Origin of the sequence: Actinomadura napierensis, assembly GCF_039529375.1 — a bacterium.
Classification (GTDB): Bacteria; Actinomycetota; Actinomycetes; order Streptosporangiales; family Streptosporangiaceae; genus Spirillospora; species Spirillospora napierensis.
Map to the genome: position 1 here is coordinate 14,981 of NZ_BAAAMR010000111.1, position 16,037 is coordinate 31,017.

17 protein-coding genes are annotated in these 16,037 nt (G+C 74.0%); 11 read left to right on the forward strand and 6 right to left on the reverse strand.

From position 1 onward, the window contains the following. Positions 1-37 precede the first annotated feature (37 nt). Together ABD296_RS40015 and ABD296_RS40020 are read right to left on the reverse strand one after the other, a co-directional pair. A complete protein-coding gene (locus ABD296_RS40015; RefSeq protein ID WP_344280278.1) occupies positions 38-1,399 on the reverse strand; it encodes a hypothetical protein in 1,362 nt (453 codons plus the stop codon). Then, entirely contained in the window at positions 1,392-2,585 is a 1,194-nt protein-coding gene (locus tag ABD296_RS40020) for an ATP-binding cassette domain-containing protein (RefSeq protein WP_344280281.1), read from the reverse strand. The genes ABD296_RS40015 and ABD296_RS40020 overlap by 8 nt, the downstream gene beginning before the upstream one ends. Positions 2,586-2,831: 246 nt before the next feature. Here ABD296_RS40020 and ABD296_RS40025 point away from each other — a divergent pair, with 246 nt between their 5' ends. The 3 genes from ABD296_RS40025 to ABD296_RS40035 all read left to right on the forward strand — a co-directional run bounded on the left by ABD296_RS40025 (position 2,832) and on the right by ABD296_RS40035 (position 6,159). Next, a complete protein-coding gene (locus tag ABD296_RS40025) occupies positions 2,832-3,785 on the forward strand; it encodes a tetratricopeptide repeat protein (RefSeq protein WP_344280284.1) in 954 nt (317 codons plus the stop codon). A 112-nt stretch (positions 3,786-3,897) separates the two neighbouring features. Further along, positions 3,898-4,650: a cytidylate kinase-like family protein gene (locus ABD296_RS40030; protein ID WP_344280287.1), complete on the forward strand. Its 753-nt coding sequence runs from the start codon at positions 3,898-3,900 to the stop codon at positions 4,648-4,650. A 105-nt stretch (positions 4,651-4,755) separates the two neighbouring features. Next, positions 4,756-6,159 carry an NAD-dependent malic enzyme gene (locus ABD296_RS40035; RefSeq protein ID WP_344280289.1) on the forward strand — a complete coding sequence of 468 codons (1,404 nt, stop codon included), beginning with the start codon at positions 4,756-4,758 and terminating at the stop codon, positions 6,157-6,159. Between the two features lie 15 nt (positions 6,160-6,174). Here the strand turns inward: ABD296_RS40035 and ABD296_RS40040 are convergent, their stop codons facing one another. Further along, complete coding sequence (locus ABD296_RS40040; RefSeq protein ID WP_344280291.1) at positions 6,175-6,849, reverse strand: hypothetical protein; 675 nt, start codon at positions 6,847-6,849, stop codon at positions 6,175-6,177. Between the two features lie 168 nt (positions 6,850-7,017). Between ABD296_RS40040 and ABD296_RS40045 the strand changes: the two genes are divergently transcribed. From ABD296_RS40045 to ABD296_RS40060, 4 genes are all read left to right on the forward strand, one after another. Beyond that, positions 7,018-7,593 (forward strand): YqgE/AlgH family protein, encoded by a 576-nt coding sequence (locus ABD296_RS40045; RefSeq protein WP_344280294.1) that lies wholly within the window; start codon positions 7,018-7,020, stop codon positions 7,591-7,593. A 9-nt stretch (positions 7,594-7,602) separates the two neighbouring features. Beyond that, positions 7,603-7,866, forward strand: a complete 264-nt coding sequence (locus ABD296_RS40050) for a DUF3039 domain-containing protein (protein ID WP_344280297.1) — start codon at positions 7,603-7,605, stop codon at positions 7,864-7,866. 222 nt (positions 7,867-8,088) lie between these two features. Beyond that, the gene (locus ABD296_RS40055; protein WP_344280300.1) at positions 8,089-9,105 is read left to right on the forward strand and encodes a zinc metalloprotease; all 1,017 of its coding nucleotides are present in this window, start codon (positions 8,089-8,091) and stop codon (positions 9,103-9,105) included. 36 nt (positions 9,106-9,141) lie between these two features. Continuing rightward, a complete protein-coding gene (locus ABD296_RS40060; RefSeq protein ID WP_344280325.1) occupies positions 9,142-10,881 on the forward strand; it encodes a DEAD/DEAH box helicase in 1,740 nt (579 codons plus the stop codon). A gap of 28 nt (positions 10,882-10,909) precedes the next feature. On the opposite strand, the gene ABD296_RS40065 is transcribed toward ABD296_RS40060, so the two are convergent. The 3 genes from ABD296_RS40065 to ABD296_RS40075 all read right to left on the reverse strand — a co-directional run bounded on the left by ABD296_RS40065 (position 10,910) and on the right by ABD296_RS40075 (position 13,477). Further along, complete coding sequence (locus tag ABD296_RS40065) at positions 10,910-11,437, reverse strand: gluconokinase (RefSeq protein WP_344280303.1); 528 nt, start codon at positions 11,435-11,437, stop codon at positions 10,910-10,912. Positions 11,438-11,440: 3 nt separating this feature from the next. Beyond that, positions 11,441-12,022 carry an isochorismatase family protein gene (locus ABD296_RS40070; RefSeq protein ID WP_344280306.1) on the reverse strand — a complete coding sequence of 194 codons (582 nt, stop codon included), beginning with the start codon at positions 12,020-12,022 and terminating at the stop codon, positions 11,441-11,443. A gap of 102 nt (positions 12,023-12,124) precedes the next feature. Beyond that, positions 12,125-13,477 carry a nicotinate phosphoribosyltransferase gene (locus ABD296_RS40075; RefSeq protein WP_344280309.1) on the reverse strand — a complete coding sequence of 451 codons (1,353 nt, stop codon included), beginning with the start codon at positions 13,475-13,477 and terminating at the stop codon, positions 12,125-12,127. Between the two features lie 170 nt (positions 13,478-13,647). Here ABD296_RS40075 and clpS point away from each other — a divergent pair, with 170 nt between their 5' ends. The 4 genes from clpS to ABD296_RS40095 all read left to right on the forward strand — a co-directional run. Continuing rightward, on the forward strand, positions 13,648-13,944 hold the full coding sequence (gene clpS / locus ABD296_RS40080; RefSeq protein ID WP_344280312.1) for an ATP-dependent Clp protease adapter ClpS: 297 nt from the start codon (positions 13,648-13,650) through the stop codon (positions 13,942-13,944). A 112-nt stretch (positions 13,945-14,056) separates the two neighbouring features. Further along, entirely contained in the window at positions 14,057-14,584 is a 528-nt protein-coding gene (locus tag ABD296_RS40085) for a DUF2017 domain-containing protein (protein WP_344280316.1), read from the forward strand. Between the two features lie 197 nt (positions 14,585-14,781). Beyond that, entirely contained in the window at positions 14,782-15,714 is a 933-nt protein-coding gene (locus tag ABD296_RS40090; protein ID WP_344280319.1) for an MEDS domain-containing protein, read from the forward strand. Positions 15,715-15,745: 31 nt separating this feature from the next. After that, positions 15,746-16,037: MEDS domain-containing protein (locus tag ABD296_RS40095; protein ID WP_344280322.1), on the forward strand; the 292-nt coding region annotated here is incomplete at its 3' end.

Sequence of the window (16,037 nt, forward strand, 5' to 3'; positions counted from 1 at the left end):
TCCGCGTGGCCGGGGCGGACAGGGGGTGCCGCCGCGGTCACGCGGGGGACTTCGCGGTCCCCAGCTCCCGCCGCTGCGCCGGGACCTTGCGCACCGGCACGGGGCGGTGGACGTCGCGCGCCGTGCGCCCCGGACGCCGGTGGACGTGCGGGACGGCCGGGCGGAAGTCCGCCGGGCCCAGCGCGCAGGACCGGTAGCCGGCGAAGTGCCGGCGCAGCCAGTCGCGCCGCCGGCCGTCGTCCCACGAGCCGAACCGGCGCGCCGCCCCCGCGTCGGGGATCGGCGGCGGCTGCTCGCCGAGCAGCCACGCGTCCACCAGCGAACCGTAGCCGCGCGGCCGGCCGGCGACCGTGCACGCGCTCGCGTTCAGCAGGCCGTCCTGGATCTGCCGGACGGCCCGCTCCTGGTAGCCGGGGGACAGGTCCTCGTCCAGGTGGATGCCGGCGACGCCGTTCGCCACCCCGGCCGGCGCCCAGCCCGGTAGCTGCTCGACGCGGGTGAACTCGCCGGGGGTGCCGTTGAGCCTGGCCGCGAGCGGCGTCACGGCCGTCATCAGCGAGGGCAGTGCCGCGCGCAGCGCCGGATGGACGCAGATGGTGAGCGGCCATTCCCGGCATACCCGGTCCGTCGGCTCCGGCGTCACCGTCCCGTCGGCGCCGCGCAGCCCGAGCGTCGCGCCGGCGGTCGCCGCCAGCGCCAGCGCCAGCGGCACGACGAGCAGCAGCCGCCGCGTCGCCCACAGCACGTAGCTGAAGACCAGTGCCGCCGTCAGCCCCAACGCCCACACCATCTGGTAGGCCAGCACTCCGGCGCGCAACGTGGTGAAAAGGTGGATGCGGTTGAACGCAGCCGGGGGGAGCAGGCTCAGCCACGACGTCCCCGGCACGCGCAGGACCGCCCACAGGCCCGTCACCACGAGCACCACGGCGGCCGTGGCGCGGTGCGGGACGACCCGTCCGGCCAGGTAGCCCGCCGCGACGTGCAGGACCAGCGCGCCCGCCCCGGCGACCACTCCGAGCGGATGCGGATGCCCGGCCTCCTGCCGGAGCAGCGTGACCGCCACGACCAGCGCGGTCACCACCGCGTACGACGCGAGCGCCGCCGCCGACAGCAGCAGCAGGTCGAGCAGCGCGCCCGTGGCGGGCGAGCGCGCCGTCAGGTCGCGCAGGTAGTCGAGCGGGCGCTCCCGGACGGCCGTCCACGCGGCCAGCCCCGCGGCGGCCGGACCGAGGAACCGCACCGCGTTGACCAGCGCGACGACGGAGTTGTCCCAGTACGCGACCGAGGGCAGCAGCGGCGGGCCCGCCGCCGCCGTCCCGACCGCGGACAGGACCGGCACCGCGACCAGCAGTGCCGAGCGGCGGGCGTCCAGCCGGAGCACCCGACCGAGGTCAGACACCGGCGCCGCTCCCCGCGGCCGCCCGTCTCGCCCGCAGCCTGGACACCGGAAACGTCACCTGCCGCAGCGCCGCCGGACGCAGCGCGGCGGGACGCAGGTTCACATGGGGGAGCGCCAGGCGCGCCGGCCGCCGCTTCACCCCGCTGCGCTTGGCCGCGGGGCGGAGGTCCGCCGGCGTGCGGTGCCCGGCCTCGGCGCGAAGTCCGGCGCCGGGCGAGCGGTCGGCGGTGGCAGGCCGGACGGTCTCGGTGCGGAGACCCGCCCCGGCGGGTTGGTCGGCGGGGACGCGGCGGTCGGCGACGGTGCGGCCGCGGCGGGCCGCGGCGGAGTGCGTGGGCTGCTCGGTGAGCTTGCCGCGCGCCAGCGTGAGCAGGCGGTCGCACCAACCGGTGAGCGTCTCGGTGTCGTCCGCGCTGACCAGGACGGTGGGCGCGAGCGAGCGCAGCACCGGGACGAGCTCCGCCATGGCGGCGGAGTAGGCCGAGCCGCCGGGGCCCGCCGCGCCGGTCGGCCACGGCTCGGCGGCGGCCCGCAGGTCGCCGAACGGGTCGTCCAGCACCAGCAGGTCCGGGCCGTGCACGCAGGCGGCGGCCAGCCCGGCGCGCAGCCGGACGTCCGGCGGCAGCAGCGACAGCGCCGTCCCGGCGGCCTCGGCGAGGTCCAGCCGCTTCATGATGGACCGTGCCACTGAGGCGCTCGTGCGCTTGTAGTACGCCGCGTACGCGACGAACTCGCCCGCCGTCATGTTCTCCGTGCGGGAGAACCGGGCCGGCAGGTAGCCGATCCGGGCCCGCGCGGCGCGCAGGTCCGCGGTGTTCGCTATGTCGTGCCCGAGAATGTGCAGCACGCCGGAATTGGGCCGGCGCAAGGTCGCGAACGTGGCCAGCAGAGTGGATTTACCGACACCAGGTGGACCGGCGAAGCCGACCACGCCTTCGGTCACGCCGAAGGTCACCGGGCGCAGGAGCCACCGCCCCCCGCGGCGGACACCCATTCCTCGGGCCACGATCGCGGAATGCTCCGCGATCACTTGTTTCCCCCCGTTGCTCGTCATGCGAGCGCGACGGTCGTCCGAGCCGGGCCGGTGGCCGCTCCCCGCGCCACGCGGCGCCCGCCGGCCGGGCCGGCCGTATCGGCGGGGCCCGGGGCACCGGATCTCTTTTGCCGTCGCACGCTGCATCGACATCGCGACTATAACCGGGCTTGGTGATGGCTGTCAGCAATCTTTTTGCCTTTACGGCAGGACGCCTGGATTCTTTGCCTTCCGACCGAAGGTGAGAATTCAAAAAGGCGGACAATTGCGTCTGCATCCCGTCGGACCGGGGCGTCGCGGGCGTGGCCGGCGGGCGGCGCGCTCCGCTCGCAGCGGACGGGGGCACGGACGGGGGCGGTCATGGGGCAGGATGGACCCATGCCTTCTCGGGACTTTTCGTTGCACGGGGCCATTGACCTGGGGGCCCGCCAGGCGGCCACCAGGAAGCAGCAGGAGCGCCGGGCGCACGCCGGCGCCGAGCCCGCGGGCGGTCCGGCCGGCGGAGCCGCCGAAGGCGGCGGCGCGGGCCAGTACGTCGTGGACGTCACCGACCAGACGTTCAACACCGAGGTCGTGGAGCGGTCGCAGAGCGTCCCGGTCCTCGTGGACTTCTGGGCCGACTGGTGCGGGCCGTGCAAGCAGCTCGGCCCGATCCTGGAGAAGCTCGCCACCGAGGCGGCCGGCAAGTGGATCCTCGCCAAGGTCGACATCGACGCCAACCCGCAGCTCGGCGCGTACATGCAGCAGATGGGCGTGCGCGGCATCCCGTTCGTCGCGGCGGTCGTCGCCGGGCAGCTGCTGCCGTTCCTGAACGGCGCGGCGCCCGAGCCGCAGGTCCGGCAGGCGATCGACCAGCTCTTCGAGGCGCTGCGCCAGGAGGGCATCCTGCCGGAGGCCCCCGAGGGCGAGGCCGCGCCGGCGGGCGAGGAGCCCTCCCCGGCCGAGTCGGTCTACGCGGCGGCCGAGGACGCGCTCCAGCGCGGCGACCTCGACGGCGCGAAGGCCGCGTTCGAGCAGATCCTGGCCCGCGACCCGCGGGACGGCCAGGCCAAGCAGGGCCTGTCGCTGGTGGAGCTCAGCCTGCGGGTGCGCGGGCTGGACGCCGAGCGCGCCGTCCAGGAGGCCGCGGCCAAGCCCGGCGACGTGCAGGCGCAGATCCACGCCGCGGACGTGGAGATGGTGTCCGGCCGGATCGAGGACGCGTTCGCCCGGCTGGTCACCGCGGTGCGCGGCAGCGCGGGCGACGACCGCGACGCGGCCCGCACGCACCTGCTGTCGCTGTTCGAGCTGCTGCCGCCGGACGACCCGCGCGTCGGCAAGGCCCGCCGCTCCCTCCAAGCGGCCCTGTTCTAGCAACCCCGGCGATCATGGGCCCTGGAGTCACGGTCGGGCGGATCGCCGTGCAGGGTGGGGATTTCGGCGGGTTCGCGCCCTTGCCCCGCCGGGAATCGGGCATGGTTCAGGTGTGAGCGCTCGCGTCGTGACCATCTCGGCCGCGTTCGGCGCGCGGGGCGACCTCGTCGGGCCCGCCGTCGCCGACCGGCTGGCGCTGCCGTTCCTCGACCGTGCCATCCCCGTGCAGGTCGCCGGTGAGATCGGCTGCACGCTGGAGGAGGCGCTCGCGCACGACGGGCGCGCCGAGAGCGGCATCGGCCGCATCCTCGCGGGCGCTGCGCGGCTGCCGAACGTCGCGCTCGGCGCGATGGACGTCTACCTGCCCGAGCAGGCGATCCTGCGGCCCGAGGAGTTCGTCGAGCACACCGAGCGCTTCATCCACCGCACGGCGGAGCACGGCGGCGGAGTGCTGCTCGGCCGCGCCGCCGCCATCGTGCTCGCCGACCATCCGGGCGCGCTGCACGTCCGGCTGGACGGGCCGCGGAAGCGCAGGCTGGCCGTCGTCGCGTGGGAACTGGCGAAGGGCACGGGGGAACCGGCGAAGGCCGCGGGCGCACCGGCGAAGGCCGCGGGCGCACCGGCGGGCGGGCGCGCGGGCGGTGCCGCAGGCGGGACGCGGGGTCCGGGTGGGGCGACCGGGACGCCGGACCGCGATGTTGAGCGTATGCTCGATGACAACGACCGCGCCCGTACGGCCTACGTGAAGCATTTCTACGGGGCCGACCCCGCCGATCCGCGGCTCTACCACCTCGTGATCGACACCACGAGGCTGCCCGTGCCCGCCGCCGCCGATGTGATCGCGGCCGCGGCGCGGGGGCTGTGAGCCGCCCGCGGCGGAGAGGGCGTCGGCCCCCGGGCGTCCGTGCCCACCCAGGGACGCGGCGGCCGGGACGAGGACGTACCCGGTAGCTAGAGGGAGCAGGTTGTCGTGGCGAGCGTGCCCAGCGTTTCGTACTCCATCACCGTCCGGCTGGAGGTCCCGGCCGGCGGCAGGGCGGTCAGCCAGATCACGCACGTGGTCGAGAACGCCGGGGGCATCGTCACCGCCCTCGACGTCAACACCGCCGGGCACGAGACGCTGCGGATCGACGTGACGATCGCCACCCGCGACACCCAGCACGCCGAGGCGATCGCGAGCGCGCTGGAGAAGATCGACTCGATCAAGATCCACAAGGTCAGCGACCGGACCTTCCTGATGCACCTCGGCGGCAAGATCGAGATGCAGTCGAAGGTGCCGCTGCGCAACCGCGACGAGCTGTCGATGGCCTACACCCCCGGCGTCGCCCGGGTGTCGCTGGCGATCGCCCGCAACCCCGAGGACGTCCGCCGGCTGACGATCAAGCGCAACAGCGTCGCGGTGGTCACCGACGGGTCGGCGGTGCTCGGCCTCGGCAACATCGGCCCGGAGGCGGCGCTGCCGGTGATGGAGGGCAAGGCGGCGCTGTTCAAGCGGTTCGCTGGCATCGACGCGTGGCCGATCTGCCTGGACACCCAGGACACCGACGAGATCGTCCGGACGGTCCAGATCCTCGCGCCCGCGTTCGGCGGCATCAACCTGGAGGACATCTCCGCGCCGCGCTGCTTCGAGGTCGAGCGGCGGCTGCGCGAGCTGCTGGACATCCCGGTGTTCCACGACGACCAGCACGGCACCGCGATCTGCGTGCTGGCGGCGCTGACGAACGCGCTGCGAGTCGTCGGCAAGGACATCGGCTCGGTCCGCATCACGATGGCGGGCGCGGGCGCGGCCGGCAGCGCGATCCTGAAGCTGCTGATGCACGCCGGCGCGCGCGACCTGATCGTCTGCGACTACCGGGGCGCGGTGCACAAGGGCCGCGACGACCTGGACGACTCGCTGCGCTGGATCGCCGACCACACCAACACCGCCGGCTACTCCGGCGACCTGCGCGGCGCGGTGAAGGACGCGGACGTCTTCGTCGGCGTCTCCGCACCGGGCATCCTCAACGGCGACGACATCGCGACGATGAACGAGGACGCGATCGTCTTCGCGCTGGCCAACCCGGAGCCGGAGGTGTCGCCGGACGAGGCGCGCGAGCACGCCGCCGTCGTCGCCACCGGGCGCAGCGACTACCCGAACCAGATCAACAACGTGCTGGCGTTCCCCGGCGTGTTCCGCGGGCTGCTGGACGCGCAGGCCAACGGCGTCAGCCAGGGGATGCTCGCCGCGGCGGCGCAGGCGCTCGCCGAGGTCGTCACGCCGGGCGAGCTCGGCCCGAACTACATCGTGCCGAGCGTGTTCCACCCGGACGTCGCGTCCCGCGTCGCCGGCGCCGTCCGCGAGGCCGCCGGCGGCCGCCCCCGCACCGAGGCCTAAGGGGCCCGGCGGAGGCTAGTCGCCCTTCTTGGCGAAGACCTGCTCGCGGCGCCGCGGCCAGATCCCGCCGTACCAGAAGATGACCACACCGGTGAGCATCACGCCGACGCCGGTCGCGGCCCGTGCCCACAGCACGGTGTCGGGGCCGGTGTGCGGCAGCTTGCTGGGCGTGGTCTTGTTCGGCGCGGCGCCCGCGTGCTTGCAGTTCGCCTTGAGCGTGCGGCTCTCGATCCGCTTGTTCGCCCAGTCGACCTGGACGAGCGTGCGCCGGTCCTCCTTGAGCTCCACCTTGACGGTCTTGCTGTCGTGCGGCGCGACGGTGCCGGGGACGGTGGCGCTGTCGTCGTTCTTGACGACCGTGTAGTCCTCGCTCTGCGTCCCGGTGTTGCGGATCGTGATGCGGACCGAGCGCGCCGGGCACGACACCGACCCGATCGCGGCCGAGACGGGCTGCGGCGTCCCGCTGCTCGGCGGGGCGCTCGTCGGCGTCTTCGACGGCTTGCGCGTCGTGGAACCGGAGGGGGAGGGCGAGGACGAGGAGCCCGTGCCGGACGTGCTCGGGCTCGGTGACGCGGAGGTGGTCGAGGAGGCCCGCGCGCCGGAGCCCGACGACTTCGTCAGGGCCGGGATGGCGATCAGTGCTCCGATGACGAGAAACACTGCGGCGATGACGACCCTGGGCAACTGCATCGCTGTCCTCCTGACCCGCGGGGGGCGTCGAGCGGGCGGCCGGGTGATCCGGGATCATTCTCAACCTAGGCGGTTGTGGTGCCGATATCCCCATCGCTAGGAATGCCTAACAGGCTAACGAGCGGGGGGACGTGCCGTGGGAGGTCCGCGCAACGCATGATGGAACCCATGGAAGACGGCATCAGGGTGGGGCTTCTGCTGGTCGCGACCCCGCAATTGGAGGATCCCAACTTCAGGCGCAGCGTCGTCCTGGTGGTCGAGCACGATTTCGACGGAGGCACGCTGGGAGTTGTCCTCAACCGGCCGACCGAGATTCCGGTCGACCGCGTGCTGCCCCCGTGGGCCGAGCTGGTGACAGGCCCCTCGGTGGTGTTCCAGGGCGGCCCGGTCGCGCTGGACAACGCGCTCGCCCTGGCCCGTCTGCCCGGTGAGGACGAGCCGCTCGGCTGGCGGGCGCTGGAGGGCGGCTCGGAGGTCGCCCGGGTCGGCCTGGTCGACCTGGAGGCCCCGCCGGGACTGCTCGCGGCGGAGCTGCTGCAGCTGCGGGTGTTCGCCGGGTACGCCGGCTGGTCGGCCGGGCAGCTGCGCGGCGAGATCGAGGACGGCGCGTGGTACCTGGTGCCGGCCGAGGCGGGCGACGTGTTCGCCGCCGACCCGGACCGGCTGTGGCAGGAGGTGCTCCGCCGGCAGGGCGGTGACCTGGCGTTCGTCTCCACTTTCCCCGAGGACCCGACGCTGAACTAAGGTGATGACGTGAGTACGAAGATCCTTCCCGAGAGCGACACCCAGCAGGACGTCCGGCCGGACCTCTCGCACGGTGACGGCGACCACGAGCGGTTCGCCCACTACGTGAAGAAGCAGAAGATCACCGAGAGCGCGGTGACGGGCACTCCGGTGATCGCGCTGTGCGGCAAGGTCTGGGTGCCGAACCGGGACCCGAAGAAGTACCCGGTCTGCCCCGAGTGCAAGGAGATCTACGAGTCCATGCAGTCGGGCGGGGGCCAGGGCGACGAGTGACGGCCGGCTGAGAGCCGGCTGAGGGCGCCGGGCCCGCGGGCCCGCCCGCGCCCGCGGCGGTCCCGCGGTCGAGCGTGCGCCGGCAGGCGGACGCCCGGCCGCGGGGCCTTCGCGTTTCCACACTGCTTTCCACAAACGGGGACATACGGGGGACAGATGCGGCGGTTCGCCGGGGTTTCGGTGTGCGCACTGTTGGTCACAGCGTGTGCGGTGCCGATTTCGATGAGTGACGGCACGCGGGGGCGGGCCCGGACGGCCGGGGCGCACAAGACCGTCTCAGCGGGGAAGGCCGTCTCGGCGGGGAAGGACGACTGCGTGCCGGGGGCGGCGGCGCGGGCGGCGCACCCACGTGACCGGGACGGGGACCTGACGCGCGGCCAAGTCGTCGCGATGCTCGCGGACCTGCACCGGACGCTGCGCGAGCGGTACGGGACGCCGGACGAGGAGCGGCTCGACACGCAGTGGTCCGAGACCGGGAGGCGCCGGGCCCGGCTGACGATCCCGGTGCGGTTCCACGCTCTTGCCGCGGGACGGGCGGGCCGGCTGTCCGGAGCATCCGCCCGCGGTCAGATCGCCACGCTGAACGCGGCCTACAGCGGGCGGACGGGCGGCGCCGACACCGGCGTGCGGTTCCGCCTCGTCGGCTACGACACCACGAACAAGGCCGCCTGGTTCTACCACCCGCAGAAGTACGAGAGCCCCATCAAGCACCGGCTGCGCAAGGGCGGGCGCGGCACGCTCAACCTCTACACCGCGTCCGTGGGCCGGGACGTGCTGGGCTTCTCCACCTTCCCGCAGTGGTACCGCAAGAGCCCGCGCATGGACGGCGTCGTCGTCGACTACCGCAGCCTCCCGCACGGCACGTACCGGCGCTTCAACCGCGGCTACACCGCCGTCCACGAGATCGGGCACTGGCTGGGGCTGCTGCACACGTTCCAGGGCGGGTGCACGCCGCCGGGCGACGGGGTGTCCGACACCCCGTACGAGGCGACGCCCGCGCAAGGATGTCCGCACTACAAGGACACCTGTCCCCAGCGTGGCGACGACCCGGTGCACAACTTCATGAACTACGGGTTCGACTCCTGCATGCGGAGCTTCACCGCAGGTCAGGGCCGCCGCATCCGGGCGGCGTGGGCCGCGTACCGCGCCCCGAAGCACCGGCACAAGCGGGGCCACCGGAGTGTGGATCGCGGCACAGGGGAGGCCGGGGAGGCGCGATCTGTCGGTGGGGCTCGGTAGCCTGCTATGACCGTGAGCACCTTCGCCGCATCGAGCATGCCCCCCGCGTTCCCCGAGCGGGCCGCCTGGGGGACCGCGCAGTCCCTGCGCGCCTGGCAGCAGCAGGCGCTGGAGGCTTACTTCGGCGTGGACGGGCGGCAGCCCGGTCCGCGCGACTTCCTCACCGTCGCCACGCCCGGCGCCGGCAAGACGACGTTCGCGCTGCGGCTGGCCCGCGAGCTGATGGAGCGGCGGATCATCCAGGCGATCACGATCGTCTGCCCGACCGAGCACCTGAAGCGGCAGTGGGCCGAGTCCGCCGGCCGCGTCGGCATCAAGATCAACCCGGAGTACCAGAACGGCGACGGCCCCGTCGGCAAGGACTTCGACGGCATCGCCGTCACCTACGCGACCGTCGCGGCGCGCCCGGCGCTGCACCGCAACCGCACCGAGTCGCGCAAGTCCCTGGTGATCTTCGACGAGGTGCACCACGCGGGCGACGGGCTGTCCTGGGGCGACGCCGTCCGGGAGGCGTTCGAGCCGGCGACGCGGCGGCTCGCGCTGTCGGGCACCCCGTTCCGCACCGACATCAACCCGATCCCGTTCGTCCTCTACGAGGAGGGCCCGGACGGGATCAGGCGCAGCCGGGCCGACTACACCTACGGCTACGGCCCGGCGCTCGCCGACGGGGTCGTCCGGCCGGTGATCTTCCTGGCGTACGCGGGGGAGATGCGCTGGCGCACCCGCGCCGGCGACGAGATCACCGCGACGCTCGGCGAGCCGCTCACCCAGGACCAGACCGCGCAGGCGTGGCGGGCCGCGCTCGACCCCAAGGGCGACTGGATCAGGCAGGTGCTGGCCGCCGCCGACCGCCGCCTCACCGAGCTGCGCCGCGCCATCCCGGACGCGGGCGGGCTGGTCATCGCCACCGACCACGAGTCCGCCCGCGCCTACGCCAAGATGCTGCGCGCGGTCACCGGGCAGGGCGCCACGATCGTGCTGTCGGACGACCCGACCGCGTCCAAGAAGATCAAGGCATTCGGCGAGACCGACGACCGGTGGATGGTCGCCGTCCGGATGGTGTCCGAGGGCGTCGACATCCCGCGCCTCGCCGTCGGCGTCTACGCCACGTCCACGAGCACGCCGCTGTTCTTCGCGCAGGCGATCGGCCGTTTCGTCCGCGCCCGCAGGCGCGGCGAGACCGCGTCGGTGTTCCTGCCGTCGGTGCCGACGCTGATGGGGCACGCCGCCGAGCTGGAGGAGGAGCGCGACCACGTCCTCGACCGGCCGGTCCGCGAGGACGGCCTCGACGACGACCTGCTCGCCGAGGCCAACCGCAAGCAGGACACGGCCGACGTCGGCGAGGAGCTGCCGTTCGAGACCGTCGAGGCGTCCGCGACGTTCGACCGCGTCCTGTACGACGGCGGCGAGTTCGGCATGCAGGCGCAGCCCGGCTCGGCCGAGGAGGAGGAGTTCCTCGGCATCCCCGGGCTGCTGGAGCCCGAGCAGGTGACGCAGCTGCTGCGCAAGCGGCAGGCCGACCAGGTCGCCAACGAGCGCCGCCGCAAGACCGGCGACCCGCGCGCCGACCGCACCGCCGCCGAGGACCTGCACGCCCTGCGCAAGGAGCTGAACGGCCTGGTGAACGCGTGGAACCACCGCACCGGGCAGCCGCAGGGCGTGATCCACAGCCAGCTGCGCACCGCCTGCGGCGGCCCGCCCGTCCCGCAGGCCAGCGCCGAGGAGATCCGGCAGCGGATCACCAAGATCCGCGAATGGGCCACCAAGCGCGCCTGACCCCGCTCGGCCGCTCCGCGGCCGTCCCTCAGTGCTTGGGCGACAGGTCCAGGGACTTGATGATCCTGGCGACCGTCTCCTCGGGGGAGTCGGTGATGGGGACGGTCAGCACGTGCTCGTCCGGGGCGGGGCGCTCGAGGTCGGCGAACTGGCTGTCGAGCAGGCCGGCGCCGAAGAAGTGGCCGTGCCGCCTGCGCATCCGCTCGGCGATGACGTCGCGGTCGCCGTCGAGCAGCACGGTGCGGACGGCGGGCCGGCCGCCCGCCAGCTCGTCGCGGTAGGCGCGCTTGAGGGCCGAGCAGGTGACGACGCCGGGCCGGCCGGAGTCGAGGCGGTCGTCGATCCAGGCGGCGATGGCGCGCAGCCAGGGGGCGCGGTCGGCGTCGGTCAGCGGGTGCCCGGCGCGCATCTTGGCGATGTTGGCCGGGGAGTGGAACGCGTCGGCCTCGGCGTAGTCCCAGCCGAGCCGCTCGGCGAGCAGGCTCCCGACGGTGCTCTTGCCGCTGCCCGACACGCCGGCGACCAGGATGACGGTGACTTCTCGGGGGGTGTCCACGGTTCAGGCGCTCACGACCGGTTCGCCGGACAGCGCCACGCCCTCGCGGCCGAGCTCTTCCAGGGCGCGGTCGACGGTGGTCTTGGCGACGCCCGCGGTGAGGTCGAGCAGCACGGTGGTGCGCAGCCCGGCGCGGGCGGCGTCGACGGCGGTCGCGCGGACGCAGTGGTCGGTGGCGATGCCGACGACGTCCACGGCGTCGACGCCGCGGGCGGAGAGCCAGTCGGCGAGCGGGGCGCCGTCGTCGGAGACGCCCTCGAAGCCGCTGTAGGCGGCGGTCTCGCGGCCCTTGCTGAACACCGTCTCGATGGGGGCGAGCGTCAGGCCGGGGTGGAAGTCGGCGCCGGGCGTGCCGATCACGCAGTGCGGGGGCCAGCTGTCGACGAAGTCGGGCCGGTCGGAGAAGTGGGCGCCGGGGTCGAGGTGGAAGTCGCGGGTCGCGACGATGTGCGCGTAGCCGGCGCGGTGCCCGGCGAGGTGGCCGGAGATGGCCGCGGCCACGCCCGCGCCGCCGCCGACGGCCAGCGACCCGCCCTCGCAGAAGTCGTTCTGCACGTCCACGATGATCAGAGCCTTCTTGCCCACGACCGCTCCTCTGCCGGTTTTCTCCCCGCCGTCGACGCTACCCCAGCGTCCCCGGTGCTCTTCAGCGCGCCGTCCGGCCGGAGGCCGCCGCCCGCCCGCCGTTCAGGTGCGCGGGCCGCCCTCGACGAACTCGGTCGGCACGGCGGGCTCGCCCTTGGACAGCTGGAGCGCGGTCGGGGGCAGCTCCGCGACGGAGCGGACGTGCCGCTCGCGGGCGTCCCGCAGCGACTCGCGGCCGACGATCTCGCCGTCGCGGACGAGCGGGACGTGCAGGACGCGGTCCCGCCGGCCCGGGGCGGGCTCCCCGACCGACACCGTCTCGGCGTAGGCGGTGCCGTGGGCATCGATGCGCCGGACGGCGCTCTTGCGGCCGCCGCGGCTGGGCTTGCCCGTGGACCGCTTCGCGACCGGGCGCATGGGCGCGTCGTCGTCCGGGCCGTCGGCGCGGGCGACGAGTTTGTAGACGAGGGAGGCGGTCGGGGCGCCGGACCCCGTCACCAGGGACGTCCCCACGCCGTAGCCGTTCACCGGCGCGGCGGCGAGGGCGGCGATGCCGTACTCGTCGAGGTCGCCGGTCACCACGATGCGCGTGTCGTGCGCGCCCAGGGAGTCGAGCTGCTCGCGCACGCGGCGGGCCATGACGCCGAGGTCGCCGCTGTCGATGCGGACGGCGCCGAGGGACGGCCCGGCCAGCTCCACGGCCGTCCGGACGGCCCGCTCGACGTCGTAGGTGTCGACCAGCAGCGTCGTGCCCTCGCCGAGGGCGGCCAGCTGCGCCTCGAAGGCGTGCCGCTCGCTGTCGTGCAGGAGGGTGAAGGAATGCGCGCTCGTCCCGGCCGTGGGGACGCCGTAGAGCCGGCCCGCCTCCAGGTTCGAGGTGGTGGTGAACCCGGCGATGTAGGCGGCGCGGGCGGACGCGACGGCGGCGCGCTCGTGGGCGCGCCGCGACCCCATCTCGATGATCGGGCGGTCCTGCGCGGCGTGCACCATCCGGGACGCGGCCGACGCGATCGCGCAGTCGTGGTTGAGGATCGACAGCGCGACGGTCTCCAGCAGGACCGCCTCCGCGAACGTCCCCTCCACCACCAGGATCGGCGATTCCGGGAAGTAGCAGTCGCCCTCGGCGTAACCCCAGACGTTCCCGGAGAAGCGGTACTTCTCCAGCCAATGCGCCGTCGGGTCGTCCACGATCCCGTTGGCGGTCAGGAACTCCAGCTCCGCGGCGTCGAACCGGAACGCCTCGATCGCGTCCAGCAGCCGCCCGGTCCCCGCGACGACGCCGTAGCGGCGCCCGGCCGGCAGGCTGCGCGCGAAGACCTCGAAGACCGCGCGCCGGCCGGCCGTCCCGCTGCGCAGTGCGGCCTGCAGCATCGTCAGCTCGTACTGGTCGGTCAGCAGTGCGGTGCCGTCGTCAAGGTCCACAAGTGGAACCCTAAGGCCAGGTGCGGGCACCATGGACGTGGAGGCCATCACACCCGGTGGCGCGCTCCGGCGGGGTGCGGGCGGCGCGCGAAGATCGCACCGGACGGCCCGGGGACGCATAGCATCGGGTGCGTGGGCGGCCCGACAACGCGCGGAAAGGGGGAGACGCGGCCGATGAACGTCATGAGCGGCGGAGCGGGATCATGAGCACGGCACCCGCACCGGTCGAGCTGGAGCGGCCCGACGCCGAGGAGGACGTGCGCGCCGACCGGCCCTGGCTGGCGATCGTCTGGAACGACCCGATCAACCTGATGTCGTACGTCACGTACGTGTTCCAGGCCGTCTTCGGCTACCCCAAGAGCAAGGCCGAGAAGCTGATGCTCGACGTCCACCACAAGGGCCGTGCCGTCGTGGCCAAGGGCACCCGGGAGGAGATGGAGCGGGACGTGGAGATCCTGCACTCCTACGGGCTGTGGGCCACCGTGAAGCGGGACGACTGATCCGGCGAAGCCGGCCGGGGGGTGCAGGGGGGTGTCCCCCCTCGGGAGGAACCGGTCCCGGCGAAGCCCCTCGAGGAGAACTGATCCCGGAGCCGATCGGCGGAGCGATCCGATGAGCAACGTGAAGAAGACCCGCAAGGGCGTCGTCGTGCGGCTGGAGGCCGAGGAGGCGGTGCTCGTGCGGGCGCTGATGGAGCAGCTGGTGTCGCTGCTCGGGGACGCCCCGGGCGAGGAGGGCGAGCTGGCCTCCATGGGCATCGCCGAGAACGCCGTCAAGCCGGACGACCCGGTGCTGGCGCGGCTGTTCCCGGACGCCTACCGCGACGACGGCGAGGCGGCCGGGGAGTTCCGCCGCTACACCGAGATGGGGCTGCGGGACGGCAAGCGCGAGGCGGCGCAGGCGGTGCTGGACGAGCTGAAGGACCCCGGCGCCGACATCGTCCTCGACAAGGAGCATGCGCAGATGTGGCTGCGCGCGCTGAACGACGTGCGGCTGGCGCTCGGCACCCGGCTGGACATCAGCGAGGAGTGGTACGAGGAGGCCGAGCAGCTCGACCCGCGCGACCCGCGCGCGCCGATGTTCGCGGCCTACGACTGGCTGACGATGCTGCAGGAGGGCCTCGTCCGCGCCCTCTGGTAGCACGCCCTGGCGACGCGGCGGCGGCGCGCGCCGGCGGCGGCGCGGCGGCGAGAGCCGGTCCACGCGCGTCCGCACCCGGCCATGCGCGACATCACCGATTGTCGGGACGCGGACGCCGTCAGTGGTGTCCACTGGGGGTGAGGGGACGCCGCCAGGCCCGCCGTGGACGGCGGGCCCTACGTCAACCGGAGGCCGCGATGCCGGCAACGGCCGGTCACAGCAAGCCCGTGGGCTCGATGGAGCTGGGCGACCATCTGTGCCTGTTCTTCGACAGCGAGGCCGAGCGGCGCTCGGTCATGGCCACCTACGTGCGCGACGGCGTGCGCGCCGGCCACAAGGTGATCTACATCTCCGACGCGGTGCCCGGCCGGGACGTCGCCGCCTGGCTCGGCAGCCGGGCGGACGCCGGGCCCGACACCGTCCGCCCGCAGGAGGACGACGGCTTCGATTTCGCCGCGGCGCTGGATGCCGGGCACTTCGTCGTCCGCACCGCCGAGGAGACGTTCCTGGCCAGCGGCAGGTTCGATCCGGACGAGAGCCTGGAGCTGATGGCCACGGAGATCGACCTGGCGCTCGTGCAGGGCTACCCGGGGGTCCGGATCGCCGGGGAGGCGCGGTTCTCGCTGCGCCGCTGGCCCGGGACCGAGCGGCACGGCGACTTCGAGCGCATGCTCGACCAGGTGTTCATGACCACCGACCTGAAGGCGATGGCGATCTGCCAGTTCGACCGCCGCTGGTTCGACGAGGCGCGGCTGGCGGAGCTGGAGGCCGGCCACATGGGCCGGGTGCGGGCGGACGACCACTACGACGACGGCGCGCTGCGCATCACGCCGACCTTCGCGCCGCCGGGAGCGGCGCTGGCCGGGGTGCTGGACGCCGCGACGAGCCCGGCGGCGGAGAAGGTGCTGGCGTCGGTCGCGTCCACGGCGGGCCTGCTCTGCCTGGACCTGGGCGGGCTGACCCGCTGCGACGAGGCCGGGCTGCGGCTGCTGGCCGACGCGGACCTGCCGGGCCTCGGCGCGAACCGCGGCCTGCTGCTGCGCGGCGCCGCCCCGGAGCTGGCCGGCCGGCTGCGCGAGTCCGGGCTGCTGGCGCGGTCCGGAGTGGCGGTCGTGGAACGGACCGGGTGAACCGGGGACCGGACCTGGCGAGCGGAGGGACGTGTCGCTCATGGCGGGCGGGGACCGCACGGCGGTCGGGGAGATGCGCTTCGGCGACCATCTCTTCCTCGCCTACGGCAACGGCGCGGAACGGCACGCCGTCCTGGCGGCCTACCTGCGCGGCGGGCTGCGCGCCGGCCACGCCCTGCTCTACCTGGCCGACGGCGAGCCCGCGCGGGCCGCGCGGGACCGGCTGCGGGCGGTGTTCGCGGCCGGCGACCCCGACCTGCTCGCGGCGCTCAACAACGGCCGGATCGCGGTGTCCGAGGCGGCGGGGCGCCCGGCCGGCAGCG

What these genes read in the sequence shown, in the direction of transcription:
- ABD296_RS40020 (WP_344280281.1), bottom strand. Translation starts at nt 2,585, where the DNA reads ATGTCGATGCAGCGTGCGACGGCAAAAGAGATCCGGTGCCCCGGGCCC.
- ABD296_RS40040 (WP_344280291.1), bottom strand. Translation starts at nt 6,849, where the DNA reads ATGCAGTTGCCCAGGGTCGTCATCGCCGCAGTGTTTCTCGTCATCGGA.
- ABD296_RS40045 (WP_344280294.1), top strand. Translation starts at nt 7,018, where the DNA reads ATGGAAGACGGCATCAGGGTGGGGCTTCTGCTGGTCGCGACCCCGCAA.
- ABD296_RS40055 (WP_344280300.1), top strand. Translation starts at nt 8,089, where the DNA reads ATGAGTGACGGCACGCGGGGGCGGGCCCGGACGGCCGGGGCGCACAAG.
- ABD296_RS40060 (WP_344280325.1), top strand. Translation starts at nt 9,142, where the DNA reads ATGCCCCCCGCGTTCCCCGAGCGGGCCGCCTGGGGGACCGCGCAGTCC.
- ABD296_RS40075 (WP_344280309.1), bottom strand. Translation starts at nt 13,477, where the DNA reads ATGGTGCCCGCACCTGGCCTTAGGGTTCCACTTGTGGACCTTGACGAC.
- clpS (WP_344280312.1), top strand. Translation starts at nt 13,648, where the DNA reads ATGAGCACGGCACCCGCACCGGTCGAGCTGGAGCGGCCCGACGCCGAG.
- ABD296_RS40085 (WP_344280316.1), top strand. Translation starts at nt 14,057, where the DNA reads ATGAGCAACGTGAAGAAGACCCGCAAGGGCGTCGTCGTGCGGCTGGAG.
- ABD296_RS40090 (WP_344280319.1), top strand. Translation starts at nt 14,782, where the DNA reads ATGCCGGCAACGGCCGGTCACAGCAAGCCCGTGGGCTCGATGGAGCTG.